At 69.8% G+C, this 26,482-nt stretch carries 26 protein-coding genes; 16 read left to right on the forward strand and 10 right to left on the reverse strand.

Annotated elements, in window-relative coordinates; all coding sequences use genetic code 11:
* The first annotated feature begins 7 nt into the window (after positions 1–7).
* Positions 8–1,390 carry a family 2B encapsulin nanocompartment shell protein gene (locus AB0B64_RS09895; RefSeq protein WP_357938894.1) on the forward strand — a complete coding sequence of 461 codons (1,383 nt, stop codon included), beginning with the start codon at positions 8–10 and terminating at the stop codon, positions 1,388–1,390.
* A complete protein-coding gene (locus AB0B64_RS09900) occupies positions 1,390–3,576 on the forward strand; it encodes a terpene synthase family protein (protein ID WP_358176138.1) in 2,187 nt (728 codons plus the stop codon). The genes AB0B64_RS09895 and AB0B64_RS09900 overlap by 1 nt, the downstream gene beginning before the upstream one ends.
* A 49-nt stretch (positions 3,577–3,625) precedes the next feature.
* Here AB0B64_RS09900 and AB0B64_RS09905 read toward each other — a convergent pair whose 3' ends face one another.
* Complete coding sequence (locus tag AB0B64_RS09905; protein WP_357938890.1) at positions 3,626–3,961, reverse strand: STAS domain-containing protein; 336 nt, start codon at positions 3,959–3,961, stop codon at positions 3,626–3,628.
* Positions 3,962–4,533: 572 nt separating this feature from the next.
* Between AB0B64_RS09905 and AB0B64_RS09910 the strand changes: the two genes are divergently transcribed.
* On the forward strand, positions 4,534–5,499 hold the full coding sequence (locus AB0B64_RS09910) for an NlpC/P60 family protein (protein ID WP_358176141.1): 966 nt from the start codon (positions 4,534–4,536) through the stop codon (positions 5,497–5,499).
* A gap of 230 nt (positions 5,500–5,729) precedes the next feature.
* Here AB0B64_RS09910 and AB0B64_RS09915 read toward each other — a convergent pair whose 3' ends face one another.
* The gene (locus AB0B64_RS09915; protein WP_358176144.1) at positions 5,730–5,966 is read right to left on the reverse strand and encodes a hypothetical protein; all 237 of its coding nucleotides are present in this window, start codon (positions 5,964–5,966) and stop codon (positions 5,730–5,732) included.
* 403 nt (positions 5,967–6,369) lie between these two features.
* On the opposite strand from AB0B64_RS09915, the gene AB0B64_RS09920 reads away from it, so the two are divergent.
* The 4 genes from AB0B64_RS09920 (at position 6,370) to AB0B64_RS09935 (ending at position 9,528) form a co-directional block, all read left to right on the forward strand.
* Entirely contained in the window at positions 6,370–6,858 is a 489-nt protein-coding gene (locus tag AB0B64_RS09920) for a hypothetical protein (protein WP_358176147.1), read from the forward strand.
* A 111-nt stretch (positions 6,859–6,969) separates the two neighbouring features.
* Complete coding sequence (locus AB0B64_RS09925) at positions 6,970–7,539, forward strand: class I SAM-dependent methyltransferase (RefSeq protein ID WP_357938882.1); 570 nt, start codon at positions 6,970–6,972, stop codon at positions 7,537–7,539.
* Positions 7,540–7,672: 133 nt separating this feature from the next.
* Positions 7,673–9,013 (forward strand): NERD domain-containing protein kinase family protein, encoded by a 1,341-nt coding sequence (locus AB0B64_RS09930; protein ID WP_358176150.1) that lies wholly within the window; start codon positions 7,673–7,675, stop codon positions 9,011–9,013.
* The gene (locus AB0B64_RS09935; RefSeq protein WP_357938878.1) at positions 9,010–9,528 is read left to right on the forward strand and encodes a GNAT family protein; all 519 of its coding nucleotides are present in this window, start codon (positions 9,010–9,012) and stop codon (positions 9,526–9,528) included. The genes AB0B64_RS09930 and AB0B64_RS09935 overlap by 4 nt, the downstream gene beginning before the upstream one ends.
* On the opposite strand, the gene AB0B64_RS09940 is transcribed toward AB0B64_RS09935, so the two are convergent.
* A complete protein-coding gene (locus AB0B64_RS09940) occupies positions 9,525–12,164 on the reverse strand; it encodes a BTAD domain-containing putative transcriptional regulator (RefSeq protein ID WP_358176153.1) in 2,640 nt (879 codons plus the stop codon). The two genes, AB0B64_RS09935 and AB0B64_RS09940, sit on opposite strands and share 4 nt — an antisense overlap.
* Positions 12,165–12,263: 99 nt before the next feature.
* On the opposite strand from AB0B64_RS09940, the gene AB0B64_RS09945 reads away from it, so the two are divergent.
* Complete coding sequence (locus AB0B64_RS09945; RefSeq protein WP_357938874.1) at positions 12,264–12,401, forward strand: hypothetical protein; 138 nt, start codon at positions 12,264–12,266, stop codon at positions 12,399–12,401.
* 32 nt (positions 12,402–12,433) lie between these two features.
* Positions 12,434–13,858, forward strand: a complete 1,425-nt coding sequence (locus AB0B64_RS09950; RefSeq protein ID WP_357938872.1) for an N-acetylmuramoyl-L-alanine amidase — start codon at positions 12,434–12,436, stop codon at positions 13,856–13,858.
* A 55-nt stretch (positions 13,859–13,913) separates the two neighbouring features.
* Here AB0B64_RS09950 and AB0B64_RS09955 read toward each other — a convergent pair whose 3' ends face one another.
* Entirely contained in the window at positions 13,914–14,714 is an 801-nt protein-coding gene (locus AB0B64_RS09955; protein ID WP_358176156.1) for an FKBP-type peptidyl-prolyl cis-trans isomerase, read from the reverse strand.
* A 103-nt stretch (positions 14,715–14,817) separates the two neighbouring features.
* Here AB0B64_RS09955 and AB0B64_RS09960 point away from each other — a divergent pair, with 103 nt between their 5' ends.
* Positions 14,818–15,861 carry a DUF2293 domain-containing protein gene (locus tag AB0B64_RS09960; protein ID WP_357938868.1) on the forward strand — a complete coding sequence of 348 codons (1,044 nt, stop codon included), beginning with the start codon at positions 14,818–14,820 and terminating at the stop codon, positions 15,859–15,861.
* A gap of 11 nt (positions 15,862–15,872) precedes the next feature.
* Positions 15,873–16,247, forward strand: a complete 375-nt coding sequence (locus tag AB0B64_RS09965) for an MmcQ/YjbR family DNA-binding protein (RefSeq protein WP_358176159.1) — start codon at positions 15,873–15,875, stop codon at positions 16,245–16,247.
* 15 nt (positions 16,248–16,262) lie between these two features.
* Here AB0B64_RS09965 and AB0B64_RS09970 read toward each other — a convergent pair whose 3' ends face one another.
* The 4 genes from AB0B64_RS09970 to AB0B64_RS09985 form a co-directional block, all read right to left on the reverse strand.
* Positions 16,263–17,441 (reverse strand): serine hydrolase domain-containing protein, encoded by a 1,179-nt coding sequence (locus AB0B64_RS09970; protein WP_358176162.1) that lies wholly within the window; start codon positions 17,439–17,441, stop codon positions 16,263–16,265.
* A 161-nt stretch (positions 17,442–17,602) separates the two neighbouring features.
* Positions 17,603–18,796 (reverse strand): kynureninase, encoded by a 1,194-nt coding sequence (gene kynU, locus AB0B64_RS09975; RefSeq protein ID WP_358176165.1) that lies wholly within the window; start codon positions 18,794–18,796, stop codon positions 17,603–17,605.
* 4 nt (positions 18,797–18,800) lie between these two features.
* Positions 18,801–19,913 (reverse strand): ABC transporter substrate-binding protein, encoded by a 1,113-nt coding sequence (locus AB0B64_RS09980; protein WP_358176167.1) that lies wholly within the window; start codon positions 19,911–19,913, stop codon positions 18,801–18,803.
* 70 nt (positions 19,914–19,983) lie between these two features.
* Positions 19,984–20,781, reverse strand: a complete 798-nt coding sequence (locus tag AB0B64_RS09985; protein WP_357938858.1) for a fumarylacetoacetate hydrolase family protein — start codon at positions 20,779–20,781, stop codon at positions 19,984–19,986.
* A gap of 143 nt (positions 20,782–20,924) precedes the next feature.
* On the opposite strand from AB0B64_RS09985, the gene AB0B64_RS09990 reads away from it, so the two are divergent.
* The 4 genes from AB0B64_RS09990 to AB0B64_RS10005 all read left to right on the forward strand — a co-directional run bounded on the left by AB0B64_RS09990 (position 20,925) and on the right by AB0B64_RS10005 (position 23,492).
* Entirely contained in the window at positions 20,925–21,632 is a 708-nt protein-coding gene (locus AB0B64_RS09990; RefSeq protein ID WP_357938856.1) for a dienelactone hydrolase family protein, read from the forward strand.
* A 179-nt stretch (positions 21,633–21,811) separates the two neighbouring features.
* Entirely contained in the window at positions 21,812–22,231 is a 420-nt protein-coding gene (locus AB0B64_RS09995) for a VanZ family protein (protein ID WP_358176170.1), read from the forward strand.
* Positions 22,232–22,381: 150 nt separating this feature from the next.
* Positions 22,382–23,134 (forward strand): GntR family transcriptional regulator, encoded by a 753-nt coding sequence (locus tag AB0B64_RS10000; RefSeq protein ID WP_225293238.1) that lies wholly within the window; start codon positions 22,382–22,384, stop codon positions 23,132–23,134.
* 118 nt (positions 23,135–23,252) lie between these two features.
* Positions 23,253–23,492 carry a hypothetical protein gene (locus tag AB0B64_RS10005; protein ID WP_357938852.1) on the forward strand — a complete coding sequence of 80 codons (240 nt, stop codon included), beginning with the start codon at positions 23,253–23,255 and terminating at the stop codon, positions 23,490–23,492.
* A gap of 363 nt (positions 23,493–23,855) precedes the next feature.
* Here the strand turns inward: AB0B64_RS10005 and AB0B64_RS10010 are convergent, their stop codons facing one another.
* Positions 23,856–24,929: an ATP synthase F0 subunit B gene (locus AB0B64_RS10010; RefSeq protein ID WP_357938850.1), complete on the reverse strand. Its 1,074-nt coding sequence runs from the start codon at positions 24,927–24,929 to the stop codon at positions 23,856–23,858.
* Between the two features lie 147 nt (positions 24,930–25,076).
* On the opposite strand from AB0B64_RS10010, the gene AB0B64_RS10015 reads away from it, so the two are divergent.
* Positions 25,077–25,598: a gamma carbonic anhydrase family protein gene (locus tag AB0B64_RS10015; protein ID WP_357938848.1), complete on the forward strand. Its 522-nt coding sequence runs from the start codon at positions 25,077–25,079 to the stop codon at positions 25,596–25,598.
* On the opposite strand, the gene AB0B64_RS10020 is transcribed toward AB0B64_RS10015, so the two are convergent.
* Entirely contained in the window at positions 25,570–26,472 is a 903-nt protein-coding gene (locus AB0B64_RS10020) for a hypothetical protein (protein WP_357938846.1), read from the reverse strand. The genes AB0B64_RS10015 and AB0B64_RS10020 overlap by 29 nt on opposite strands.
* Positions 26,473–26,482: the final 10 nt, after the last annotated feature.

Here is a 26,482-nt window from a genome sequence, read left to right on the forward strand (position 1 = left end):
GTTTCGGTTGACGGAATTGGACCAGCGGGACTCAAGGCAGAGCCTGGGCACGGAGGCGGCACGCCGGCTCGCCACCACGACCAAGACTGCCCCGCAGATGCGGGAGATCTCTTCACGCTGGCTGCTGCGGGCGCTTCCGTGGGTACAAACCGCAGCCGGCACCTACCGGGTGAACCGCCGGCTCACCTATCAGGTCGGCGGCGGCCGGGTCAGCTTCGCCCGCGCGGGCGCTGCGACGCGGGTGATCCCGCCCAGCCTGACCGAGCTGCCGCTGCTGCACGGGTTCGACGGCGACCCGCTGCTCGACACCCTGGCCGGGGAGTTCGAGCAGCGGGAATACGCGCGGGGCGAGACGATCGTGCAGGAGGGCCGCCCGGCCGACGCTCTCCTGCTCCTCGCGCACGGCAAGGCCGACAAGCTGCAGACCGGCCCGTACGGCACCAGCGTCCTGCGGGAGACGCTGGCGGACGGCGATCACACGGGCCACGACCTCCCCGAGCGGGAGGACCGGTGGCCGTACACGCTCAGGGCCGCCACCACCTGCACGGTGCTGCTCCTGCCCTGGGCGGTGTTCCGCGCGCTGACGGCGGTCTCGCCGACGCTGCGGGCGCAGATCGAGGCGCATCGGGACCGGCGGGCCCGGCCGCAGAACAAGCACGGCGAGGCGGCGATCGAGCTGGCCGCCGGACACACCGGCGAGCCCGCACTGCCCGGCACGTTCGTCGACTACGAACTCAGCCCCCGCGAGTACGAACTGAGCCTCGCCCAAACCGTCCTACGGGTGCACAGCAGGGTCTCCGACCTGTACAACCAGCCGATGAACCAGCTCGATCAGCAACTCCGGCTGAGCATCGAGGCACTACGCGAACGCCAGGAGTACGAGCTGGTCACCAACCGGGACTTCGGGCTGCTGCACAACGTCGATGCCCGGCAGCGGATCTCCACGTACGGCGGCCCGCCTACGCCCGACGATCTCGACGAACTGCTCAGCCGCAGGAAGAAGACCCGTTATTACCTGGCCCATCCCCGCGCCATCGCCGCCTTCGGCCGGCAGTGCAACGCGCGCGGGGTCTACCCCGACACCGTCCAGCTCGACGGCAGCAGGCTGACGGCCTGGCGCGGGGTGCCGATCCTGCCCTGCGACAAGATCCCGATCAGCCCGGAGGGCACCACCTCGATCTTCGCGTTCAGGACCGGCGAGGAGGACTCGGGCGTCGTCGGCCTGCATCAGACCGGCATTCCGGATGAGTACCAGCCGGGGCTCAGCGTCCGCCTGGCCGGCGTCGACGGGAAGGGGATCATGTCGTACCTGGTCAGTGCCTATTACTCGGCCGCGGTCCTGCTACCCGACGCGCTGGGCATGCTCGAGAACGTCGAGGTGATGGGCTGATGACGCGTTCCGTGGATGGGGAGTCGGCCCAGCCATTCGAGCTGCCGGACTTCTACCTTCCGTATCCGGCCCGCCTCAACCCGCACGTCGAGGAGGCGCGCGCGCAGTCCAGGCAGTGGGCGCGCGGCATGGGCATGCTGGAAGGCTCGGGCATCTGGGAGCAGGCCGACCTCGACGCCCACGACTACGCCCTGCTGTGCGGCTACACCCACCCCGACTGCGACGGCGCCGAGCTCTCGCTGATCACCGACTGGTACGTCTGGGTCTTCTTCTTCGACGACCACTTCCTGGAGGCCTTCAAGCGCGGCCACGACCGTGAGGGCGGCAAGCGCTACCTGGACCGGCTGCCCGCCTTCATGCCGATGGACCTGTCGTGCGCGACGCCGGAGCCGACCAATCCGGTCGAGGCGGGGCTGGCCGACCTGTGGGCCCGTACGGTCCCCGCCAGGTCGCTCGCCTGGCGGGAGCGCTTCGCCGAGAGCACCCGCAACCTGCTGAACGAGTCGCTCTGGGAGCTGTCCAACATCAACGCGGGCCGGGTGCCCAATCCGATCGAGTACATCGAGATGCGGCGCAAGGTCGGCGGGGCGCCATGGTCGGCCGGGCTGGTCGAGCACGCCGTGGGGGCCGAGGTCCCGGCGCGCGTCGCCGGCTCCCGGCCGATGCGGGTGCTGCGCGACGCCTTCGCCGACGCGGTGCACCTGCGGAACGACCTGTTCTCCTACCAGCGGGAGACCCAGGACGAGGGCGAGCTGAGCAACGGCGTCCTCGTGCTGGAGAAGTTCCTCGGCTGCACCACGCAGGAGGCCGCCGACGCGGTCAACGACCTGCTCACCTCGCGGCTGCAGCAGTTCGAGCACACCGTGTTCACCGAGTTGGGCCCGCTCTTCGTGGAGCAGGGCCTCGACCCGCTCTCCTGCGCGGGCGTGCTGGCCTACGTCAAGGGGCTGCAGGACTGGCAGTCGGGCGGCCACGAATGGCACATGTCCTCCAGCCGCTACATGAACGAGCGCGCGACCCGCAGAACGCTGGGCACGACCTCGATCGTCGACCTGCTCGGCGCGAAGCGGATCCGCAGCTTCACCCACGTCCCGCACACGCCCGTCGGCCCGTCGCGGATCCCCGACTTCTACATGCCGTTCGAGGTCAGCGGGTCGCCCCACCTGGAGACCGCCCGCCTGAACCTGGTCGCCTGGGCGCGCGCGATGGGGATACTCGAAGCGCAGCCGGGCGTCACCGGCTCGGCCGTCTGGGACGAGCAGAAGCTCGTCGACTACGACTTGGCGCTGTGCGCCTCCGGGCTCCATCCCGACGGGACCCTGGAGGAGCTGGACCTGGCCTCGGCCTGGCTGGCGTGGGGGACGTACGGTGACGACTACTTCCCCGTCGTCTTCGGCCGATCCCGCAACCTGGCCGCCGCCCGCGCCACCGTCGACCGGTTCGGCGCCTTCATGCCGCTCGACGGCTCGGCTCCCCCGGCGCCGATGACCGCTCTGGAGCGGGGGCTGTCCGACCTCTGGACCCGTACGGCTGGGCTGATGAGCATGACCGCACGGCGCAGGTTCCGCGCGGCCATCGAGGACATGTGCGCGTCGTGGCTCTGGGAGCTGGACAACCAGCTGCTGAACCGGGTGCCCGACCCCGTCGACTACATCGAGATGCGGCGGCTGACCTTCGGCTCCGACCTGACCATGAGCCTGTGCCGCCTGACCCGCGAGGAGGCGATCCCGGAGGAGGTCCATCGGACCGGGTCGATGATCTCGCTGAACAACGCGGCTTCTGACTACGCCACCCTGCTCAACGACGTCTTCTCGTACCAGAAGGAGATCGAGTTCGAGGGTGAGCTGCACAACGGCGTGCTGGTCGTCCAGAACTTCTTCGACTGTGACTACCCGGTGGCGCTCGGCATCGTCGCCGATCTGATGACGTCCCGGATGAAGGAGTTCGAGCATGTCTTCGCGTACGAGTTCCCGGTCATGTACGACGACCTCCGGCTGAACGGGGAGGCCCGCGCGGCCGTCGACGGCTACGTGGCGGAGCTGCGCGACTGGATGGCGGGCATCCTCAGGTGGCATCGCGACTGCCATCGCTATGACGAGGCGTCGCTACGGCGCCACCACCGGCCGCCCGAGTGGCGGCTGGGCGGGCCGACGGGCCTGGGCACCTCGGCGGCGATGATCGTCTGACCCGGCTTGGGCCGTGTGGGCGGCGTGTTTCGTGTGTGCCGTGCGGGTGTCAGTGCCATCCCAGCAGGTTCAGGAGATGTCGCTGGAACGGCGTGAGGTTACGCAGGTGTATCCAGCGCTCGGCAGGGTCGAGCATCGGCATGGCCAGCACGCGCAGGCCTGACAGATCGATGAACGTGAGCTCGCCGGTGTCGACGATGATGTGCGTCTCACCCTCGCGGGCGGCGGCCAGGGTCCGGGCGAGAGCGCAGCTGTTGGTGATGTCGATCTCGCCGCGCAGCGCCAGCGCCGGAACCTCGCACCTGGCCCGCTGGGAGATGCGCAGCTGGTCGTCCTCGTACAGCAGGCGCTCCGACGTTTCGGCCGCCTCGCCGTTCACAGTCATCGCACCCCCCAATCAGACCTCACGCATGGGGGTTGTCCTCGACACGAACCCGGTCTCACATTACACGAAGTATGTTTCACCACCTGATATGCACGAAAATATGGTCGTATTACAGCTAAGTCATGAACAATCCGGCAGCAGGATCTTCCGCCGTCCGGGACTCGCACCAGCGACTGCGCGACCCGCTGGATCCCCGAGCGGAAGGTCACGCAGTCGGTCGCGGCCGATCTAGAAGCGCTCGGCGACACAATCACCACGGCATCGGACCGCCCATTGGGTAAATTGATCAACCCGTTCAGGCGGTCGAAGAATTGTCGAGAGAACGGCATTATCAACGCGCCGAACAAATAACCCACCGACTAATTTCCACCCACCTGCGACTAGCCCTGAAGCGAGCTCTCTATTCAAATTCTTTAGCACTTGATCACCATTCGCGCCAAATGTCCGACCAGTCGTGATTTATCGACATATCGCCGTGTGGACAAACTTCAGCTTATAGCCATATGTGGGCCCCGCCTGGCTAAAGGGCGTTTTATCCCCCAAGGGGATGAGGAACGCTCCCTGGAGTGAACGTGAAACGGGCCCTGCTGCTGACGGTCCTGGCGTGCGGCTCGCTCGTGGCGCCGGACTCCGGCACCGCGACGGCCGGCGTCCGGCAGGCGTGCGAAAAGGGCACCGGGCGTTGCCCGCAGGCGGCAGGGACCGACCGCGCGGCAGCTGGAGGCGCAGCGGCCGGACGCGCGGCAACTGGCGGCGTGGCAGCTGGCGGTGCGGCGGCTGGAGGCGTCGCCGTGCGGGCCGCGCTGGGGATGCTCGGCGTCCCCTATTCGTGGGGCGGCGGCGGGCCCCAGGGCCCCGGCTACGGCATCGGACACGGCAAGAAGACCAAGGGCTTCGACTGCTCGGGGCTCACGGAGTACGCCTGGGCGAGCGCGGGCGTGTCGATCGGCACGACGACGCACGAGCAGTGGCGGTCAGGGGCCAGGGTGCCCAAGGAGCAGGTCGCGCCAGGGGACCTCGTCTTCTACGACAGCAAACCGCGACGCCAGGGACCAGAGCACGTGGGGCTGGCCGTGGACGGCACGCGGATCGTCGACGCTCCGTTCACCGGGGAGGTCGTCCGCCTCGACCCGCTGAACAAGCCGCATTTCATGGGGGTGATCCGTCCCGGAACCGTCCATCCCGAGACCGTCTACCCCGAGACCGTCCGTCCCGAGAGCGCACGTCCTGGCAGCGCACTTCCCAGCAGTGGACGTCCCAGCAGCGCGCGTCGCAGCAGTCCGCCGTCCGGCAGCGCGCGATCCACCAGCGGGCCTTCCAAGGGCGCGCCTTCCGCTAGGCGCGGGCATTCCGGCAGACACGGCGGCTCCGCCAAGGGCGGGCACTCCGGCAGGCGCGGGCACTCTGGCAGACACGGCGGCTCCGCCAGGCACGGGCACTCCGCCAAGGGCGGGCATTCCGGCAGGGGCAGGCATTCGGCCAGGCGCGGGCATTCCAGCAGCCGGCGGAAGGGGAGCACCTCGCGGCCCGGGTCGTGATCGCGATCGTGACCCGGGCCGCTCGGCGTTCCGTCTCGGTGCGCATCCGAGCGGAGTCCGTGGCCTCGCGAGTATCCACGGAGATGGTTCAGGCGGATCGCCCAAGCGTCGATCCGGCGGAAGGTGCGACCGGCAGCCCTACGGCATGTGCCCGTGGGGCCCTACGGCATGCGGGGCGGCATGTGCCCGTGGAGCCGGGAGCGGACCTTCCCGCCTATGCCGCGATGGTGTCAGCGGTTGTTGTTCAGCAGGTGAAGGTTGACGTCCTGCAGGTTCGCGGTCGTCGGAACGTTCGTGTACTTGGCCGCGTCGCTCACCCCGGTGAGGTTGTCCAGGGTGCTGAGCTGGCTCAGCAAGGACGGGGCGCCGATGTAGGGGTTCGGGCCGACGTCGGCCGAAGCCGCGGAGACGCAGAAGCCGAGAGCGGCGCCCGCGATGGCTGCACCAGCGAGAATGCGACGGATCATGTTTGTTTCCTCCGTTTGATGGGCGCGGAATTCCCGGCGCCTTAGTCGTTTTGTGCAGGGCTGTGAAGGTGCCGCCAATAACAATCGCGGCAGCCGATCGATGTCGCAACCCAAAAACGCCTGCTCGCGGTCAAGGAGGCGCCTCGTTTTCTTGGCATTCGACTTTCCGAGCACACCGGCCGGCGAACTGCATATGCGCTTGCCTCGTACACGGCTAAACGAGTTTCATTTATCCGCGCATCGAGAATGATTGGCTTATCGCGCGGGCCGGTTTAGCAAGGATCACCCCGGGCTTGGCCCCACTACACCGAACGATGTAGCGCGACCGCCGCCCGTTGGGGGACGTCCGGGACGAATCCACCGATCAAGATGGGCCGGAGTCCGCGAATCCGGAGGTCGAGCGGTGGTCGAGATAACAAATCGGGTCATACGGCCGCGCGTACGCAAGGGCGTGCTCGTCGTTCACGTCATCGCGTCGGTCGCGTTGCTCGGCGAGGTGTGGGGGCTCGTCGTGCTGAACACCGTGGCGACGGTGACGGACGATCTCGGGCTCGCCCACGCGGCCTACCGGCTGATGCCGAGCCTGGTGTTCGCGGGCGGCATCCCGCTCAGCCTCACCGCGCTGGCCACCGGGATCACGCTCGGCCTGACCAGTCACTGGGGGCTGGCCCGCCACTACTGGGTGCTGGCCAAGCTGGTGCTGCTGGTGTCGGTCATCTGCCTGGGGATGTTCCTGTTCGACCCCGAGGGGATGGCCGCCGCGACCGAGGGCGCGACGCGGCCTGCCGAGGGCCGTCAGTGGGGACAGGTCGCGGTACTGGGCGGCCAGCTGGCCATGTTGCTGACCGCCACCACGCTGTCTGTGCTCAAGCCACGGGGACGGGTGCGATAAGTCCGCGCCCACAGCGGCGGGACACGTCCGATAAGTCCGCGCCCACAGCGGCGGGACGGGTCCGATAAGTCCGCCCCAAAGCTGCGGTAGCGGGTGCGATAGGAAATGGCCATGAATGATGATCTGCCGGAACTCGTGCGGGCGGCCCATGAGCGGGCGAAAGCGGCCGGGTTCGACTACTCCTGTGACCCGGACGTCGGGCGGCTGCTCGCCGTACTGGCCGCCCAGGTGCCGGAGGGTGGCCGGATTCTGGAGATCGGCACCGGCCTGGGGGCGGGGGTCGGGTGGCTGGTCAGCGGGCTGCGGCCGCGGACCGACGTCACGGTGACGACGATCGAGAGCGACCCCGAACGGGCCGGACTCGCGGCCCAGGGCTGGCCGGAGTTCGTCGACCCGCGCGTCGGCGACGCGCTCGAGTCGCTGGCCGGGCTGGGCACCTTCGACCTGATCTTCGCCGACGCGGGTGCGGGCAAGCAGGTGGGGCTCGAACGGACGATCGCCGCGCTCAACCCCCGTGGCGTGCTGCTGGTGGACGACATGGTGCCCTACCCCGGGGTGACCTGGGAGGAGGAGTTCGTCCGCAGGCAGGAGGGTGTGCGACAGACCTTGCTGAACCACGATCGGCTGGTCGCGGTCGAGCTGGCGCACGGCTCCGGCGTCATCCTGGCGACGGCCCGCTGAACCATCCCAGAAACGGCGGTCGGCTCAGTCGCACCAGGGAGGAACTTGCGGACCTTGCGGGCGAACGGCTCAAGGTCGCCGCCCAGGTCCCACAGGTCGGCGCCGGGCAGGGTGAACGTGGGAGGATTAGCCCATGGCAGAGATCGTCGGAGGGGGACGTCCGGTCAACGACGCCGAGCGTCGGGTGATCTCATTCCTGCGCGACCACGCACCCGCCGACTGGCTGTTGCTGCACAACGTCGAGCTCCCGCGCGGCGACGACGTCTTCGAGGTGGACCTGCTCGTGCTGACCGGCCACTCGCTGGTCGTCGTCGACGTCAAGGGCACCCGTGGCCGGATCGAGGTGTCGGGCACGCGCTGGTTCCCGCCGCGCAGGGAGGCGTTCGGCTCTCCCGTGACGAAGCTGCGGGGCATCGCGAAGGCGCTGAAGGGGCTGCTGGTCTCCAAGGACACGCGGCTGGAGCGCGTCTACGTCGACAGCCTCGTGGTCCTCACCTCGCCCGACGCCGAGCTCGTCGACCCGGCCGGGCGCGACGCGGTCAACGTCACCACCCTCGACGGGCTGCTGGCCACGCTGAGCGACGTCTCGCGGGTCAGGCGCGGGTGCAGTCACCGCATCAAGCCGTACCTCACCGGGATTCTCGACTCGCTCAACCAGACCGTACGCCGGAGCACCGCGCCGCCCAGGTTCGGCAACTGGGAGGTCGAGGAGCAGCTCGGCGGCGACGCGAAGGTGACCGAATACCGGGCCTTCAACGCGACACTCCCGGGCAGCGAGACCGTGCTGCTCCGGGTCTACCAGGCCGACCCGCTGGCCGACCAGGAGTCGCGGGCGGCCGAGCGGCAGCGGATCGCCAACGCCTATCAGACGCTGGCCCGCATCCCGCCGCATCCGTGCGTGGTGCGCTCACGTGACTTCTTCGCCATCGACGACGAGAGCCGGTTCGTGCTGGTGCTCGACGACGTGCACGGTGAGGCGCTGCACCTGCGTCTGGGCACCGGCGTACGACTCGGCGTGATCCAGGACATGCTGCGCGGCCTGGCCCACGCCCACGCCCACGGCGTCATCCATCGGGCGCTGACCCCGGCCTGCGTGCTGGTGACCGACGGGCACGCGGTGCTGACGGGGTTCGACTACGCCAAGCCGGGAGCGCGCAACTACACGGTCGCCCACGAGCTGGGCAACGTGCTCGACGCCCACTACGTGGCCCCCGAGTGCCACGAGCGGCCCGAGATGATGACGGCCGCCTCCGACGTCTACGCGGCCGGGGTGATCGCCTACCAGTTGCTCACCGGCGAGCTGCCGACCAGCGCCGACACCCAGGGGCCCGAGGTTCCCGACGTGGTGCGCCGGATGCTGGACCACTCTCCCGCCAAGCGCCCGAGCGCGGCCGAGTCTCTTGAGGCGCTGGCTGGAATGCCGCAGCGATCCCGCCTCAAGCGATTTGTCCGTCGCATAGTGTCTCGACCATGACGAGTGAGCTTCATCCTGTGACCGAGGACGATCTGCCCTTTCTCAACCGGCTGTACCACGATCCGGAGAGCACGGGCCTCCATCAGTGGTACGGCTGGCAGGATCCCCACCGCCTCCGCAGGCGTTGGGAGGACAATGGGATGCTCAGTGGCGACGGCGGCACGCTGCTGATCGCCGAGGGCGACGACCGCGTGGGCTTGGTGTCCTGGAGCAAGCAGATGACCTCCAGCATCTCCTACTGCTGGGAGATGGGGCTCATCGTGGCGCCCGAGTTTCGCGGCATGGGTCACGGCACCCGGGCGCAGCGACTCCTGGTGCGCTACCTGTTCGACCATTCGACGGTCAACCGGGTCCAGGCGTCGACCGAGGTGAGCAACCTGGCCGAGCAGCGCGCCCTGGAGAAGGTCGGATTCACCAGGGAGGGCATCCTGCGCGGAGTCGGCTTCCGCGCAGGCGAGTGGCACGACGGTGTGCTGTACAGCATGATCCGCGCGGACCTGGACCCACGGGACTAGGCGGGCAGGCTGCGGCGCAGCACGGTGGCGTGGTTGAGATAGTCGAGTGCCAGCCCGGTGCGCCCGGCCGAGTGGTGCACCTCGCCCAGCATCTGCGTGCTCGACGCCTCCCCGCTCCGGTCTCCGAGTGCCTGGAAGATCTCCAGTGACCGCTCAAGCCCCGCGGAGGCCGGTGCCCACTCCCCACGGGCCGCCTGCAGCCCGGCGAGGCTCTGGAGGGCGTACGCGCCGCAGTGCCGGTCTCCGAGCGACTCGAAGATGTCGAGCGCGTGCCGGTGGAAGGACATGGCCTTGTGCAGGTTGCCCATCTGCAGGCAGACGCAGCCCTCGCGGTGGGCGTCGCCGAGCTCCTGAGCCAGCCGCATGGCCTGGCCCAGCGATTCCGATGCCAGGGCCAGGTCGCCCGACTTGAGGCAGACCCGGCCGATGGCCTGCCTGGCGAACGCCTCGCCGTGCGGGTCGTCCGCCGCCAGGAACATGGCCAGGGCGCGCTTGAAGTGCCCGAGCGACTGGGCGTGCCGGCCCCTGAACTGGCTCACCGCGCCGAGCCCGCAGATCGAGGTCGCCTCCGCCCGCAGGTCGCCGATGTCGTGGAAGAGCCGCCGGGATCGGGTGAAGTCCTCGACGGCCTCCTCGTACCGGTCCTGGTAGAGGGAGACCTGGGCCAGGCCGCGCAGCATGGCGGCCTCTCCGTAGGTGTCGCCGGACGCGCGGGCGGCATCGAGAGCGACGGTGTGGGTACGCTCCCACGTGTCGAGATGGCAGTGCAGGTCCAAGTAGGGGACCATCGCGGCGGCCAGCCCCCAGGCCGACTCGGCCAGCCCGGCCTCCGCGGCGACGCTCACGGCCCCGACCAGCGTCTCGTGCTCGGCCTCGAACCACCCCAGCGGGTCGGAGGTCAGCCGGTCGAGCGTCTGCTCGGGCAGCCGCCAGCGCGGCGCCCTGGCGGCGGTGAGGCTGAAGACGGTGGTGGGCAGCCGGGCCATGGCGTGCTCGGTGGTCGCGGTCCAGGCGGCGAGCACCCTGGTCAGGCCGGTACGGTCGGAGCCGCGTTCGAGCGCGTGGCGGCGGATCAGATCGGGCACCCGGTAACGTGGCTGGCCCACCGGGTCGGTGCCGACCAGCTCCAGCAGGTTGACGTCCACCAGCAGGTCGGTGACGTCGTCGGCGCGGTGCCTGTCGAGCGCGGCGTCGATCACCCAGCCGGGCTGGGCCACGGCGCCCAGGAGTCCGAGCGTGCCCAGCGTACGGGCGGCTTCGTCAGGTAGGTGGCGGTAACTGCGGTCGAGGCAGACCCGCACCTCTTTCAGCTCGCTCAGCCGGTCGTCGTCCAGCCGCTGTCTGAGCACCGAGAGCGACCAGCCCGGCCGGCCCGCCAGGCGCGATCCGGCGCTGCGCACGGCCACCGGCAGGCGCCCGCACGCCTCCACGATCGCCAGGGCCGCCTCGTGCTCGCGGGACACCCGATCCGTGCCGATGATCCTGCCGAGCAGCGTCAGCGCGTCGTGCGCGGACAGCTCTCCGAGGTCGACCTGGATCGAGCCGGGTAACTCCGTGATCCGGCGCCGGCTGGTCACGATGACGGCGCAGTCGTTTCCGGGCAGCAGCGGCCGTACCTGGGCGGCGTCGAGCGCGTCGTCGAGCAGTACGAGCATCGGCTGCTTGGACAGCATCGACCGGAACAGCGCCGAGCGCTCGTGGATCGTCGGCGGCGGCGTCTCCACGCCGAGCGCCCGGAGCGCCTCGGCCAGCAGGTCGGCCGGCTCCCTGCCGTCGAGTTCGAGATAGAGCTGCCCGCCGGGGAAGGCGTCGCGCAGGCCGTGGGCGGCGTGTACGGCCAGCGCCGACTTCCCGGCCCCCGGCGAACCGGAGACGACCGCGATGGAGAAGGGCTTGGCCAGCAGGGCCAGCTGGTCGGCCCGGCCGGTGAAGTCGGGCAGGTCCGGCGGCAGCTGCCGGGGCGCGACCGGTGGGGCCTCGTCGGCCAGGATCGACTCGTGGGCGCGACGCAGGTCGGCGCCCGGTTCCACGCCGAGCTCGTCCACCAGCTGGGCGCGGATCGTGGCGTAGGCCCGCAGCGCCTCGGCCTTGCGGCCGGCCCGGTTCAACGCCAGGACGAGACGGCTCCACAGGTCTTCCCGGTAGGGGTGCTCCACCAGCAGCCCGCGCAGCTGGGTGATCGCCCCGGCGTGGTCGCCGCTCTCGATCCGCTGGCCGATCAGCTCTTCGGCGGCGCGTAACCGTACCTCGTTGAGCGGTTCGAGGCGGCGGTCCCAGAGCGGGCTGCCCGGCAGGTCGGCCAGCGGCGCCCCGCGCCAGAGCGCGAGCGCGTCGGCGAAACGGGCCTGCGCGACCAGCTCCTCGAACGCCAGCAGGTCCAGCGCGCCGTCCGGTACGTCGATGGCGTAGCCGGAGCCGTCGCCGCGCAGGTACTCGGCGCCGAGGTCTGTCCGTAAGGAGCTGACATACGTGCGTAAGTTCGCCTGTGCGGAGCGTGGCGGGCGATCGTGCCAGAGCACCTCGACCAGCTGGTCGGCGCCGACGATACGGCCGCTGTCCAGCAACAACGTGGCTAGCAGGATCCTCGGCTTCTTGCCGGAGATCCGTACGGACCGTCCCGACGATCGGACTTCCAACGGCCCAAGAACATGAAAGGTGACCGACATGGTGCATCAGCTCCTCTTTAGAGGCCTGACCACCTTTTGTATCGGTTCTGGACGATTCTTGTGCGGCGAATGCCGACCCTAGTCCCACAGATCCCATCCGAAAAGGATCACAACTCCGGCAACTTCGCCTCCTACGCGGGCCCGGTGACCGCCGCGGCGGCCGGCGAGTGCGTCAAGTGGGGCGGCAAAGCCGGCGTCAGCGCATAGAACAGTCCCTCCGAGCATTGCGGGTCCTGATCATGATGAAGAAGCTCCTGTTAGCCGGTGTGCTCATCGTGGGCGCCCAGCAGGCGGTCCTGGTGGGCTCCGCCCAGGCGACCTCCGCGCAGGCGACCGCCGTCACCCTCTCGGCCGCCTTCGACAAGGCCGCCGCCACCTACGAGGTGCCGCGTGACCTGCTGGTCGCGCTCGGCTACGCAGAGACGCACCTCGACGGCCACGGCGGCGAGCCCAGCGCCAGCGGCGGCTACGGCGTGATGCACCTGGTCAGCAACCCCACCACGAAGGCGCTGGAGGACGCGGCCAAGATCACGTCCCAGACCGCGGCGAAGCTCAAGACCGACGACGCGGCCAACGTGCTCGGTGGCGCCGCCGTGCTGCGCGCCAAGGCCGACAAGCTCGGCCTGACCGCGGCCGAGCGCAAGGACCCCGCCAAGTGGTACGAGGCGGTCGCCGCGTACGGCGGCGCGGCCAACGCGAGCACCGCCCGGATCTACGCCGACGCCGTCTACGAGGTGCTGGCCAACGGCGTCAACACCGCGGGCGTGAAGGCCGCCGCGAAGGTCGTGGAGCCGGACCGCGGCAAGTACGACAACGCGGACCCGCGCACGCTCGCGGCCACCACCGACTACCCCGGTGCCCTGTGGGCCGCGGCCAGCTCGTCGAACTACGCCGTGTCCAACCGGCCCACCGACGAGAAGATCGACCGGATCATCATCCACGTGACCCAGGGCTCGTACGCGGGCACGATCTCGTGGTTCCAGAACTCCGCCGCCAAGGTGTCGGCCCACTACGTGGTGCGCTCCTCCGACGGGCAGATCACGCAGATGGTGCGGGAGAAGAACCGCGCCTTCCACGCCGGTGTCAGCTCCTACAACCACCGCTCGGTCGGCATCGAGCACGAGGGCTTCATCAACGACGCCTCGTGGTTCACCGACCAGATGTACCGCTCGTCGGCCGCGCTGACCAGGAACATCGCCGACCGGTACGGCATCCCGAAGGACCGCAGCCACATCATCGGCCACGTCGAGGTGCCCGGCTCGGACCACACCGACCCCGGTTCACACTGGGACTGGAACAAGTACATGAGCTACGTCGGCGGCGGCTCCGGCGGCGGCACCAACCCGTACACGGCGGAGAAGGTCTGCGGCACCGGCTACAAGGTGATCGACTCGCAGGCCCTCGGCACCTCGGGCACGGTCTACCTGCTCTACAACAGCACCAACGCCAACAACTGCGTCGCCACGCTGAAGAAGACCTCGCTGGGCAAGGCCAGCGCGGCCAGCGCGTTCCTGCAGGTGGCCGGCAAGACGAAGGTCAGCGACTCGGGCAGCTTCACCTACTACGCGGGTCCCGTCAGGGCGGCCGCGGAGGACAAGTGCGTGAAGTGGGGCGGCTCGGTCGGCACGGCGACCTACGAGAGCCCTTCCGAGCACTGCGGCTGATCCCCCTCGGCGGCGGTGCGACGGCCCTGACATCCCCTCCGGTGTCAGGGCCGTTTTATTTGGTTTCGAGTACGTCGAGGATGTCCACGACGTACAGGAGGGGACGGCCCGCCTCCTCGGCGGGGAAGGCGACGCGGGCGCCCACGCGCTGGCCGGCCAGACCGGCCACCCAGCCGGGCGGCGCCGCCTCCGGCCCGAGCGTGAAGGCGCTGGGGCCGCCGCGCAGGTACGACGAGTCGACGACCCGGCGGCCCGGCCACTCCACCGCGACGTACTGGACGATGACCTTCGCGCCCGCCCGCACCGGAGGGCCGGAGCCGCCGATGAGGACGCGGGGCGCGCGGTCGTTCGGTACGTCCGGCAGGGTCCGTCCGACGAGGCGGGCGTCCGGTGGGTAACCGCCCAGGATGTCGAAGACCAGCACCAGCGTCTCGGCCGGGCGGGTCCCGCCAAGCGGCGGCCCGGGGCCGTACGAGAGGGCCGCGGGACCGACGAGCATGACCCGGCTGCCCGCCGACCGGCCGATGAGCGCCTCGCGCCAGGAGTCCGGCACGTGCCGCCCGTCGAAAAGGACCCTGGCGGGCCGATGGTCGTCGTACGTGTTCGTGTACGGCAGATTGCCCGACCACCGGCGGACCTCGACGTCCGCCAGCACCACGTCACCCGGCATGGTCGGCCGCCCGCTGCCCACCGACAGCACCGTCACCCGCGGCAGGGGATCCGGCACGCCGTCCGGGATCGTGATGACCGGCCGAACGCCGAAGGCCCCCGTCACGACCGGCAGCGGGCCCTGCCCGATCGGCCCGCAGGCGGCGAGGAGCACGAACACGAGCACGCCGAGCCAGAGCAAGCGCACCGATTCCCCCCATATCCTGATCCGCCTGACTACTTACCTGGACCGGCACGAGGAATGCGTCCGACCGGGCCATCTCCCGGCAAAGGCGCGGGAGACTGGAGCGATGAGCAAGCCGAATCTGGCCCGCAGGGTCGCGGACGCCGCCGAGATCGCGCTGGCCAGCCGTAAATACGTGACGTTCATCGACGTGGTGACCGGCCTGCGCTGGGTGCAGTCGCGGCACGTCGACACCTGGCGGCAGGGCCGCGCGGCCACGCTGGCCGAGCTGGCGCCTGTCGACGACGACCGGCTGGTCATGGCCGCCGCGCTGCTGAAGGACTGGGCGACCGCCAAAGGGCTCCGGCCGGTGGAGACCCCCTACGTCTCCGGCAGCCGCGACCGCCGCGAGCTGCGCTTCACCGCCGACCACGGGCAGGAGGCGTTCCGCGTCCACTGGCTTTCCCCCGACCTCAGCGAGGCTCGGGTGCGGCAGCTCACCGAACGGCAGAGCAAGGCGCCCGACCTGGTGGTGGTGGCCCCGCTCAACGCCTGGACGTGCGCGACCTGCGGCGACACGGGCCCTTATCTGATCATGGAAGAGGACGAGCCCCACTGCCTGACCTGCGCGGACATGGACCATCTGGTCTTCCTGCCGTCGGGCAACGCGGCCCTCAGCCGCCGGGCGAAGCAGGAGAGCGGCCTGTCGGCGGTGGTCGTCCAGTACAACCGGCGGCGCAAGGTCTACCAGCGCCAAGGGCTGCTGGTCGAGGAGCAGGCGAGGGCGGCGGCGGAGGAGCGGTGCCTGGCCGACGAGGAGGTGCGGCTGCGCCGCCGCGAGCGCGACCGGGAGCGCCGGGCGGACCAGGACGTCGAATACCAGGCGCGGATGGCGGCCGAGATCGCCAGGCTCTTCCCCGGCTGCCCGCCCGCGCGGGCCCAGGAGGTGGCCGCCCACGCCGGTCAGCGCGGCAGCGGCCGGGTCGGGCGCACGGCGGCGGCCAAGGTGCTCGACGAGAACGCGATCACGCTGGCCGTGGTGGCCTCGATCCGCCACCTCGACACCGACTACGACCAGTTGCTCATGTCGGGGGTGCCGCGCATGGAGGCCCGCGAGCTGATCAGGGACCGGATCGACGCCAAGCTGGCCGAGTTCCGGCGCGTTGGGTAGCGTCCGTAGGCATGGACGACTGGCATGACGTACGGGAGCGACTGCGGGTGTTCGCGCTCGGGCTGCCGGAGACGCACGAGGACCATCCGTGGGGCGAGACAGTCGTCAAGGTGAACAAGAAGGTGTTCGTCTTCCTCGGCATGGACGAGCAGAGCGAGAAGTGGGACCCGTCCTTCACCGTGAAGCTGCTGTCCGAGGCGCGCGGCCACGCGCTGACCGTCGAGGGAGCCGCCCCCAGCGGCTACGGGCTGGGCAAGGCCGGGTGGGTGTCGGTGCCGTTCCTGGCCGAGCTGCCCGAGACCGAGGTGCTGCTCGACTGGGTCGAGGAGAGCTACCGGGCTATCGCGCCGAAGCGGGCGATCAAGGTTCTCGACGGCGAGACCTGATCACCCGCGCCTGGCTCACTTGGAGAAGGCCGCCAGGGCGATGGCGAGGGCGCGCTGGTTCTGGCCGGAGCTCTTGGCGTCGGTGGAGTTGACCGAGTAGACGAGCGTGCGGCTCAGGTCACGGGTGGCGCCGATGCCGGCCGCGCTGCCCCACCTGGCGCCGGTCTTGCCGTACGCCACGAGGCCGCCGGGCAGCTCCATCCTGGCCAGGCCCGAGGTGTAGACGGCGTCGCCCTTGCCGCCGTACGCCTTCACCGGCGGCACCGTGAACATCGGCTCCAGCTGCGCGGCGGGCACGACCTTGCCGCTGAACAGCGCCTTGACGAACTTCTCCAGGTCCGCGGTGGTGGAGATGAGGTCACCCGAGGCCCAGGTCGAGGTGACGCTGGTCGTGGTCATGTTCACCACGTAGCCCGCGCCGTACTTGATCGCGTCGGGAAAGCCCTGGGGCACGGTCTGGTAGCCCTGGTTGTGCCTGCCCCGGATGCGGACCGAGGTGCCCGGCAGGTAGCTGTCGGTCATGCCGACGGGCCGCAGGATCCTGGTCGTCACCTCGTGCTCGTACGAACGCCCGGTGATCTTCTCGATGAGCAGGCCGGCGACGAAGGTGTTGGTGTTCAGGTAGTGCTGCTGGCTGCCGGGCGTGAACTCGATCGGGTTCTCCACCGCCTTGGCGACGTACTCCTCGGGCGTCCACTTCTCGAACCGGGTGGCGTAGATGTCGGCGAAGTCATCGCTCACCTTGGGCGCGGGCAGCCCGCTGGTGTGGTTCAGCAGCTGGCCGACCTTGATCGCCGGGTAGTCGGCGGGCAGCAGGCCGGGCAGGTACTCCTGGACCGTGCCGCCGAGCGACAGCTTGCCCTCGGCGACGAGCTGGAGCACCACCGACACCGTGAAGGTCTTGGTGACGCTGCCCGCCCGGAACCGGGCCCCGGCCTTGGCGGGCCGCTTCGTCCGCAGGTCCGTCACGCCGGACACGCCCTGCCACGAGCCCGCCGAGCCGCTCACCCGTACGTCGGCCGCAGTGGCGTCGGCGGCGGGCAGGCCCTCGATGCTCTTTTGCAGCGCCGCCGCGTTGATGGGCGGCACCCCCACCTCAGCCACAGCCTGTGTACCCGTAAAGGCGTGGGCGGCCTGGGCGGTGGCGGCGACCGAGAGGGCGAGGACGAGAGCGGCGGCATAGGTGCGCTTCATGGGATATCTCCAGGTGAGAGGCGGTAATTCGACTGCCTCAATCCTGTCGATCGCGCCCTCCGGCCGGATCGCCGACGCAGGCGATCTTCCGCCTCACTCCCGAGAGGGAGGCACTCGGCCGCTCAGGTGACTCGCTCAGGTGACTAGCTCAGGTGACTCGCTCAGGTGACCGCGAGCCGCTGGGCGTACTTCTCCTCTCGCCAGAGCTCCTTCTCCAGCACCTCGGCCAGGACGTCGGCGGCGTCGTACACGTCCACGAACCGGGTGTACAACGGCGCGAAGCCGAAGCGGAGGATGTCGGGCGCGCGGAAGTCGCCGTGCACGCCCCGGTCGATGAGCGCGCGCATCACCGGATAGCCGTCGGGGTGGTAGAGGCTGACCTGGCTGCCCCGCTCGGCGGCCGCGCGCGGCGAGGCCAGCTCCAGCGAGTCGCCGACCAGGTCGATGAAGAGTGAGGTCAGCGCGACGCTCTTGGCCCGGACCTGGCGCATCGGCACCCGCTCCCACACGTCGAGCGCTGCCTCCAGCGCCGCGAACGACAGCACGTGCGGGGTGCCGACCGCGAACCTCCTGATCCCCTCGGCCGGCCGGAAGTCCCGCTCGAACGCGAACGGCTCCGCGTGGCCGTGCCAGCCGGACAGGACATTCTCGGCGTCGGCCTGGTGGCGCGGGTTCACGTAGAGGAACGCGGGCGCGCCGGGACCGGCGTTGAGGTACTTGTAGGTGCAGCCGACCGCGAAGTCGGCCATCGAGACGTCCACCTCCATGGCGCCGACGCTGTGGCACACGTCCCACACCATCAGCGCCCCGGCCGCGTGCACCCGCTCGGTCACCGCGGCCACGTCGTGGCGGGCGCCGGTGCGGTAGTCGACCTCGGACAGCAGCACCACGGCCGCGTCGTCGAACCGGCCCTCGGCGAAGTCACGGACCTCGTAGCCCAGTGTCCTGGCCAGCCCTTGGACCATGTAGTGGTCGGTGGGGAAGTTCCGTACGTCGGAGACGATCACCCGCCGGTCGGGCCGGAGCCGCGTCGCGGCCGCGACCGCCTGATAGATGGCGATCGAGGTGGTGTTGCCCACCACGACCTGGCCGGGGCCCGCGCCGATGAGCGGGGCCAGCCGGTCGCCCGTGGTGAGCGGCTGGGCGTACCATCCCGCGTGGTTCCACCCGCCGACGAGGTGCCCGCCCCACTCGTCCTCGACGGCCTGCCGGACCCGTTCGGAGGTACGGCGGGGCAGCGCGCCGAGCGAGTTGCCCACCAGGTAGACGACGCCCTCGGGCAGCACGAACTCGTCCCTGAAGTCCCGCAGCGGATCCTCGGCGTCCAGGGCGAGGCAGCGGTCGCGATCCAGCACGCGATTACTTCCTTTCTGGGGGAATCGTGGCGATTACCCGATTGATTCCATTTTCATACCTACGCACGTACCAGTTCTGCACCGGATTGTGCGTCGTGGGGTCGAGCCGGAACGTGCCGCGCGGGCTCGCCAGGTCGCCCACCCGGCCGAGCGCCGTGGACAGGTCGCCGCCCAGCGCGGCCGCCCGGTCGATGAGCCGCATGGCGTCCCAGCTCTGCAGCGCCACGGCCGACGGGTTCCGGCCCGTCTTGGCCTTCCAGGTGGCCACGAACGCGGCGTTCTCGGGCGTGGTGAGCGCCGGTGAGTAGAGTCCGACGCTGGTCATCCCCTCGGCGTCGGCCCCGATGGCTTCGAGCACGTCCTCGTCGGCGAGGTTCTGGCAGGCCAGCAGGTCGATCTTGGTGTCGTAGCCGAGCTGCTTGAAGGTCTTGGCGAACGTGACCGCCTCGCCGCCCGCGTAGAAGGCGTACAGCAGCTTGGCGTCCGGCGGGATGCGCTTGAAGTAGGGCGTCAGGTCCTCGCTCTTGCCGTACGGGGTGATGATGCGCTTGAGCGGCTTGACCCCGTAGCCCTCGGTGAAGCCGTCGAGCGTCTCGGTGCCCCCCGAGTAGTCGGAGGCCATCAGCACGACCCCCGCCTTGCCGTACCGCTCGGCGGCGTACCTGCCCGCCGCGTAGCCGTGCGCGTGGTTGGTGAACGAGACCCGGAAAACGCCGGGCCCGCCCAGTTCGTCGGCGCCGGCGTTCGCGATCACCACCGGCGTGCCGGCCGCCTCCTTGACCACCGACACAGCGACCGGCGAGGCGAGCAGACCGGTGATCACGCTCACCCGATCGCGCGCGATGAGCGACCTGGCCTGCTGCTGCCCCTTCTCCGGGTTGCCCGCGTCGTCGGCGACGACCAGCGTGGCCGGTCTGCCGCCCAGCTTGCCACCGTGCTGGTCCAGGTAGAGGCGCATGGCCGCCTCCATGTCGTCGCCGAGCACGGCGTAGACCCCGGTCTGCGAGATGATCGCGCCGACCTTGAGCGTGGGATCCGGCTCCGACTCCAGCGTGGGCGAGACACCGCAGCCCGCCGCCATCAGCACCACCGCCAGTCCGAGGAGTGGCCCGCGCACCGGCGCTCCCCTCAGGCCCCGGGCCGGGAAGGACTCGGCAGCGCCCCCGGCTTCAAGACGGCGCGCGGCTTCATGAGGAGAACACCGCGCGGACCGACCCAAGGCCGTCGACGTGCGCCTCGAAGTCGTCGCCCGGCCCGATCGGCACGATGGGCCCGAGCGAGCCGGTCAGCACCACGTCTCCGGCCCGCAGCGCGTGGTCGGTCCGGCCGACCCGGCTCGCCAGCCATACGGCCGCGTTGAGCGGATGGCCCAGGCAGGCGGCGCCGGAGCCGGCCGAGACCTCCTGGCCGCCGCGCGTCATCGTCATCGCGGCCCCCCGCAGATCCAGGCCCATCAGGGAGACCGGCGTGTTGCCCAGCACGTACGCGCCCGCGGAGGCGTTGTCGGCGATCGTGTCGGCCAGCGTGATGTCCCAGTCGGCGATGCGGGAGTCCGCGATCTCGATGGCCACCAGCGCGAAATCCACCGCCCTGATCACCTCGGCCGCCGTGAAAGGCCCGCCGACCAGGTCACGGCCGAACACCAGCGCGACCTCCGCCTCGGCCCGCGGCTGCAGAAACCGCTCCACCGGGATAGGAAGCCCATCGAGGTAGGCCATGTCCGCGAAAAGCATGCCGAAGTCTGGCTCGTCGATGCCGAACTGCTTCTGCATCAGCGGGTTGGTGACACCCACTTTCCTGCCGACCACCCGCCGCCCCGCCTCCAGCGCCCGCCGCGTGTTGATCTCCTGTACGGCGTAGCCCTCGGCGGCGGTGCTGACCATGTCTCTGACGGGAGCGCACGGCTTGCCCGAGCGCGCGGCCTCGGCCAACCGGTCGGCCGCGTGGGCACGGGCGTCTACCGCCGCTGACCATTCGTCCTGCATCAGGCTGCTCCTTGGGTAGGCCGTGGAATGTCTCTAGCATCGTCTCCTCCGGCGGCTCCAGGCGCCATGCCGTACATAGCCGATCTGTGCCACACCGGCCCGTCTTGCTGCACAACTACCCGCGGATCGCCATCCTTGACTCCATGCAGAAGCGCACAGAACGCATCACGGCCCACGACGGCTCCTTCGACGTCCACGTCTGGCTGCCCGACAGCGGCAGCGGGCCCGGCATCCTGCTCATCCAGGAGATCTACGGCGTCGGGCCGTACATCGCGAAGGTGGCGGAGGAGCTGGCCGGCCTCGGCTACGTGGTGGCCGCGCCCGACCTGTTCTGGCGGCTCCAGCCCAACTGGATCGGCGAGCACACCCCCGAGGGCACGGCCGCCTCGATCGAACTGGCCGGGCGCTTCGACGTCCCGCAGGCCGTGGCCGACTGCGCGCTCACCCTCGCCCGGCTGCGCGAACTGCCCGAGGTGAGCGGCGGCTGCGGGGCGCTCGGGTTCTGTCTGGGCGGCTCGCTCGCGTTCATGCTGGCCACCCAGACCGAGCTCGACGCCGTACTGTCCTTCTACGGCTCGGCCGTGCCCGAGGCGGCCGGGTTGATGGAGCGCATCAGCTCGCCTCTGCTGCTGGTGTTCGGCGGCAGCGATCCGTACATCCCGCGCGACCAGGTGGCCACGGTCGAACAAGCCGCGGCGGGCCGGGCCAACGTGCTCATGCACGTCGAGGAGGAGGCCGGGCACGCCTTCCACAACAGCGAGTCGCCGATGTTCCACCAGCCGGAGCCCGCCGCACGGGCCTGGCAGGTCGCGCTCGCCTTCCTCGCCGACCACTTGCCCGCGCGCTCGTAGGCACCTATCCCGAGGGACAGGTTCCCGTACCTCGGGACGGCCGCCATCATGGTCCGATGGCTCGGACGTGGGATTTGTGGGGAACCGTCATTATTGCTGGTACCTTTGCGCTGCCATTGGCCGTACTGGCAATCTTGCTCCTCGCCCGTCACCGCGCCCGAGCGGGCCATCCGGCACCCGTGCGCACCGCCCTGGCCGACATCGGAATCGCCGTCGGAACGGCCCCCTGGGTGTGGATGATCCTCACTCCGGCAAGCGGTCAGAGCGGAGTCAGTCTCGTGCCGTTCAGGGACCTCGCCGACGTGCTCAGCGCCCCTTGGGAGACCGTGTTGGTGCAGGTGGGAGGCAATCTGCTGGTTTTCGCGGCGCTCGGCGCGCTGCTGCCCGTACGCACCGCGCGGCTGGCGTCGACGGCCCGCGTCGCCGCCGTCGCGGCCGTCGCGTCGATCACCGTGGAGGCCCTCCAGTACGGCCTGCGGCTGGGCCGTCTCTCCTCCATCGACGACGTGATCGTCAACACCGTGGGAGCCGTGCTCGCCGCGCTGATTACTCGCCGCTGGTGGGCGAGCCGAGTAGTGGCCGGGACCGTTCCAAGATAACGGTCCGCTGAAACCCCACCGACTTCACCACATGGGCATGATTCGCTCAAAAGAAGCTCGCGACCATCCCCCTTATCTGTGCGATCGTGGACAAGACGGGGCAAGTTCTCTGGAGACGCCATACGGGTTGGTGACAGAGGGTGGTCGAACGTGTCTGAAGTCCCGGTATCCCACGAACCCCCGATCTATCGACGCATCGCCGACGGTCTCCGCTCCCGGATCCTGTCCGGCGAACTGCGCGACGGGGATCGGCTACCGGGCGAGAACACGCTCATGGCCGACTACGGGATCGCCCGCGCCACCGCCAGGCAGGCGCTCGCCGTACTGATCAACGAGGGGCTGGCGGTACCGAAGCGAGGCTCGGGGGTCTACGTGCGACTGTTCAAACCGATACGCCGGCACGGCTCACGCCGGCTCTCCCGTGAGCAATGGGGTCAGGGCCGCACCATCTGGGACGCCGACACCCGCGGCCGGCCCTTCACCGTGGACGAGGTGGAGGTGGCGCGCGAGCGGGCGCGCGAGGAGGTCGCGGGCGTCCTCGAAAGCGGCGAGGTGTGGGTACGGCGGCGCCGCTACTCGGTCGACGCCCGGCCCGTGCAACTGGCCACGTCGTACTTCCCCGCCGGGCTGGTCGAGGGCAGCGCCATCACCGCTCCCGACACGGGACCGGGCGGCGTGTACGCGCGGCTGCGCGATCTCGGCCTGCCACCCGCCCACTTCACCGAGGAAGTGCGCGCCAGGATGCCGGGACCGCGTGAGACCGGGCTGCTCGACCTGCCCGGCGGCACTCCGGTGATCGTGATCACCCGGACCGCCTACACCGCGAACGGCCAGCCCGTCGAGCTCAACGAGATGGTGCTGGACTCGGCGGCGTACGTACTTCAGTACGACTTCGACGCCTAGGTCAAGCAGAAATGTCAAGCGATAGGTTGACCTGTCCCTTGCGATCATTGCCTTCTCTAGAGATGTGACGCAGGCTTCAAGGAGATGGAACCTGCGCGGGTCCCGGAGGGATGATCAGATGTCCTTTGATCGGCATCTAGCCGACATCGCCCGGGAGTTCGCGCTGTGGACCATCTGGCGGAGCGACGCCGGCCGTTGGTGGGCCACGCGACATCACCCGCTCAGCGCCGCGCAGCGCGAGGCCGGGTGTGCGATGACCATCGACGCCGACGACCCGGAGAGCCTGCGCGAGCAACTCCGGGACCAGGAGAGCAGGGCCGACGAGCACGAGCCGCGAGCCGGTCCCGCGCCTCCGTGACAGCGTCGCGACGGACCGCTCCGGCGGTGCGCCGCGGACGCTCGCGAGCAGCCCGGTGCCGGGTCCAGCGACTCGGCGGCCCCGGCACCGGGCCCCCATAGGGGCCACGATCGCGGAAGCCTCCGACCCGATCGGGGGCGGGGGCTTCCGCCCGTGGGACGGGAAAAGGGCCCCGCCACATCGGGCGGGGCCCTTCGAGTTCGCCGGGCATCCGTTCTACCGCTCCCCGTGGGGACCCCAGCCACTGTCTTCCGCCCCTGGAGGGGCATCCCTCCCAAGGGACCCCGGCCAACACGGGCCGTCACACCCGATCGAGACGGTCGTGTGACGGACCGTGGTCACCGCATCAGCGCCAGCCGACGGCTACCGGCGGACGTCCGAGAGGCGGCCGATGATGTCGACGTCCGTGTCGTCGGAGACGGGCCGCTCGACCTCCGCCGTCCGCTCGGCCGGGTTGTCCTCGACGATGACCCGCACCTCATCCTGCGGCGTCGGAACGTGCTCCGGCTCGTGGACCTCCTGGAACTCCTGGACCTGGGCAACCTGGTCGACCTGCTGGGTCTCCTGATCCTCCTGCGAAGCGGCCTCCAGAGCGGCGGGCTCGGGCGCGGTGGGCGGCTCGATGATGAGCGGGCCCGCCTTGCCCTCGGTCTGCATGAGGTCGCCGAGCACGGAGCTGATCTCGGTCAGCCTCCGTACGACCTCCGTGTGCGTGTTGCTCAGGTATTCGACGCGACGCCCCGCGTGCTCGTCGAGCGAATCGGCCCGCTGCTGCGCCGACGCCAGCGTCGACTCGGCCTCGGCGCGAGCGTTCGCGAGCGTCCGCTCGGCCTCCGCGGTCGCGGACGCGACGAGCTGCTCGGCCTCCTGCTTGGCGGCCGTGAGCACGCTGTCGGCCTCGGCCCGCGCCTCGCGCAGGGTGTCCTCGGCTTCGGTACGGGCGCTGGTCAGCTTCTCCTCGGCGTCGGCGCCCGCCTGGGCCAGCATGCGCTCGGCGGCCGCCGTCGCCTCGCCCACGCGCCGCTCCGCCTCCGACTGGGCGGAGGTGAGCATGTTGTCCGACGTCTCACGTGCCGAGGAGACCAGCCGGTCGGCCTCCGACTTGGCGGCGTCACGCACGCTGATGGCCTCGGCCTCCGCGTCCTCCTTCTTGGCGGCGGCCTCCTCCTCGCCCAGCCGGAGGATCTGCGCCAGCCTGGGGCTGAGGTCCTCGTAGCTCTGCGGCGCCTCCACCATGCGCCGTCTGGCCTCCGCCAGCTCGACACGGCCCTGTTCGGCCTGGTCGATCGCCCGCGCCAGCCGCTCTTCCAGATCTCGGACTTGGTTACGGGTACGGATCATGTAGTCGTGCACCTGACGGCGGTTGTAGCCGCGCATCACGACTTCGAAGGTGTCCTCTTGCATCAGATCGGGAATGCTCTCGTGCTGGTTTGTCATGGGGGTTACCTAAGGGTTTGCGTGAGGCGGGGGAAACCGGCGGCTTGTAAGGGTCTGGCGGCGAGACGTCAGGAATCGACTTTCCTGCCATCTGCCCACGTCCGCAACCGGAACACCAGACCTGGGGCGGGAATTACGATGTGACGGGTGTACATCGCAGCATTGGACAACGGAGCAGTCCCGGACATTCATCCCGAGGCGTACATCGCGCCAGGCGCCGTCGTGGTGGGCAGGGTTCGGGTGGGCCGGGCGTCCAGCATCTGGTACGGCTCCGTTCTCCGGGGTGACGACGAGCGGATAGAGATCGGCGAGGAGTGCAACGTACAGGATCTGTGTTGCCTCCATTCTGACCCAGGCGAGCCGGCGGTCCTGGAGCACCGGGTCAGTCTCGGCCACAAGGCCATGGTGCACGGCGCCCATGTCGAGGCCGGTGCACTGATCGGCATCGGCGCGATCGTGCTCGGCGGCGCCCGCGTCGGCGCGGGCACCTTGGTCGCGGCCGGCGCACTGATCGGTCCGGGCAAGAAGATCCCGGCCGGGGTGCTGGTCGCCGGGGTGCCGGGGAAGATCGTGCGCGAGCTCACCGACGACGACCGGGCGAGCTTCGCCCGCACGCCGGACAACTACCAGGCCAAGGCGCTCAGGCACCGGACGGCGTCAGCACTTTGATCAGGACGTCGTCCGGCACCGAGGCGGTGTTGAGCGCGTCCGCGTAGTCGGGCAGCTCAGGCCGGAGGAACCGGACGAAGTCGACGGTCATCTTGACGTCGGGCGTGCCCTTGACCTGCTGGGCGTTGCCCTTGGCGGGGTCCTTCTTGAGGGTGTTGTAGCTGTTCCAGTCGGTGTAGGCGGTCATGCCCCACTGCAGCACCTCGGGCAGCTGGGCCGGCCAGCGCTGGCCGACCTTCCAGGCGCCGCCGTCCTCCTTGTACAGGGCCACCGCGGCGGTCCCGACCCTGGCCAGGACGAGCTCCACCCAGCCGGTCTTGACCTTGGCCTCCTTCGGCGCGGAACTGCCGTTCCTGGTGTACGTCATCTCCAGCTGGCCGCTCGTGTCGGCCGTGCCGGTGGTCAACGACAGCCAGTTCGCGCTCCCGTACGAATTGGGCACCCTGGCCATCAGGCCGCCGAGCGAGAACTTCCGCGTGGGCGTGGCGCCCTTCTTGCCCTCGACCTTGAGCCGCGCGTGCATGACGATGTCCCCGGCGAGCTCCTGGTAGACGAACGGGCCCCGGAAGCCGTCGAACCAAGCGGAAACCTTGGGCTCCAAGTACAGCGAGCCCTTGGTGGTCGTACTGACATCGAGTTTGGCGATCCGATCGAGGTCCTTTTCGGTGTCGCTCAGCTTGCTCCACACCGCCAGATTCTTGGCGGTGTCGAACTCGTCCGACGCCGAGCCCACCTCTCCGCCGGGCTTGGGGGGTAAGGCCTCCTTCAGGGTCAGGACGCCGGGGCCGGTGGGGGACGGCTGCACCGAGGTGGCCGTACCGCACCCGGCGAGCACACCCACGACCGACAGAACCCCTACTAGCGTTGCCCTCATAGCGGACATT

It is taken from the genome of Nonomuraea sp. NPDC049129, from assembly GCF_040648495.1.
Taxonomy (GTDB): Bacteria; Actinomycetota; Actinomycetes; order Streptosporangiales; family Streptosporangiaceae; genus Nonomuraea.

Bases quoted from the DNA above. Each gene is read 5' to 3' on its own strand.
- AB0B64_RS09900 (WP_358176138.1), top strand. From the start codon at position 1,390: ATGACGCGTTCCGTGGATGGGGAGTCGGCCCAGCCATTCGAGCTGCCG.
- AB0B64_RS09905 (WP_357938890.1), bottom strand. From the start codon at position 3,961: ATGACTGTGAACGGCGAGGCGGCCGAAACGTCGGAGCGCCTGCTGTAC.
- AB0B64_RS09915 (WP_358176144.1), bottom strand. From the start codon at position 5,966: ATGATCCGTCGCATTCTCGCTGGTGCAGCCATCGCGGGCGCCGCTCTC.
- AB0B64_RS09925 (WP_357938882.1), top strand. From the start codon at position 6,970: ATGAATGATGATCTGCCGGAACTCGTGCGGGCGGCCCATGAGCGGGCG.
- AB0B64_RS09930 (WP_358176150.1), top strand. From the start codon at position 7,673: ATGGCAGAGATCGTCGGAGGGGGACGTCCGGTCAACGACGCCGAGCGT.
- AB0B64_RS09935 (WP_357938878.1), top strand. From the start codon at position 9,010: ATGACGAGTGAGCTTCATCCTGTGACCGAGGACGATCTGCCCTTTCTC.
- AB0B64_RS09945 (WP_357938874.1), top strand. From the start codon at position 12,264: ATGCCGACCCTAGTCCCACAGATCCCATCCGAAAAGGATCACAACTCC.
- AB0B64_RS09950 (WP_357938872.1), top strand. From the start codon at position 12,434: ATGATGAAGAAGCTCCTGTTAGCCGGTGTGCTCATCGTGGGCGCCCAG.
- AB0B64_RS09960 (WP_357938868.1), top strand. From the start codon at position 14,818: ATGAGCAAGCCGAATCTGGCCCGCAGGGTCGCGGACGCCGCCGAGATC.
- AB0B64_RS09965 (WP_358176159.1), top strand. From the start codon at position 15,873: ATGGACGACTGGCATGACGTACGGGAGCGACTGCGGGTGTTCGCGCTC.
- AB0B64_RS09970 (WP_358176162.1), bottom strand. From the start codon at position 17,441: ATGAAGCGCACCTATGCCGCCGCTCTCGTCCTCGCCCTCTCGGTCGCC.
- AB0B64_RS09985 (WP_357938858.1), bottom strand. From the start codon at position 20,781: ATGCAGGACGAATGGTCAGCGGCGGTAGACGCCCGTGCCCACGCGGCC.
- AB0B64_RS09990 (WP_357938856.1), top strand. From the start codon at position 20,925: ATGCAGAAGCGCACAGAACGCATCACGGCCCACGACGGCTCCTTCGAC.
- AB0B64_RS10005 (WP_357938852.1), top strand. From the start codon at position 23,253: ATGTCCTTTGATCGGCATCTAGCCGACATCGCCCGGGAGTTCGCGCTG.
- AB0B64_RS10010 (WP_357938850.1), bottom strand. From the start codon at position 24,929: ATGACAAACCAGCACGAGAGCATTCCCGATCTGATGCAAGAGGACACC.
- AB0B64_RS10020 (WP_357938846.1), bottom strand. From the start codon at position 26,472: ATGAGGGCAACGCTAGTAGGGGTTCTGTCGGTCGTGGGTGTGCTCGCC.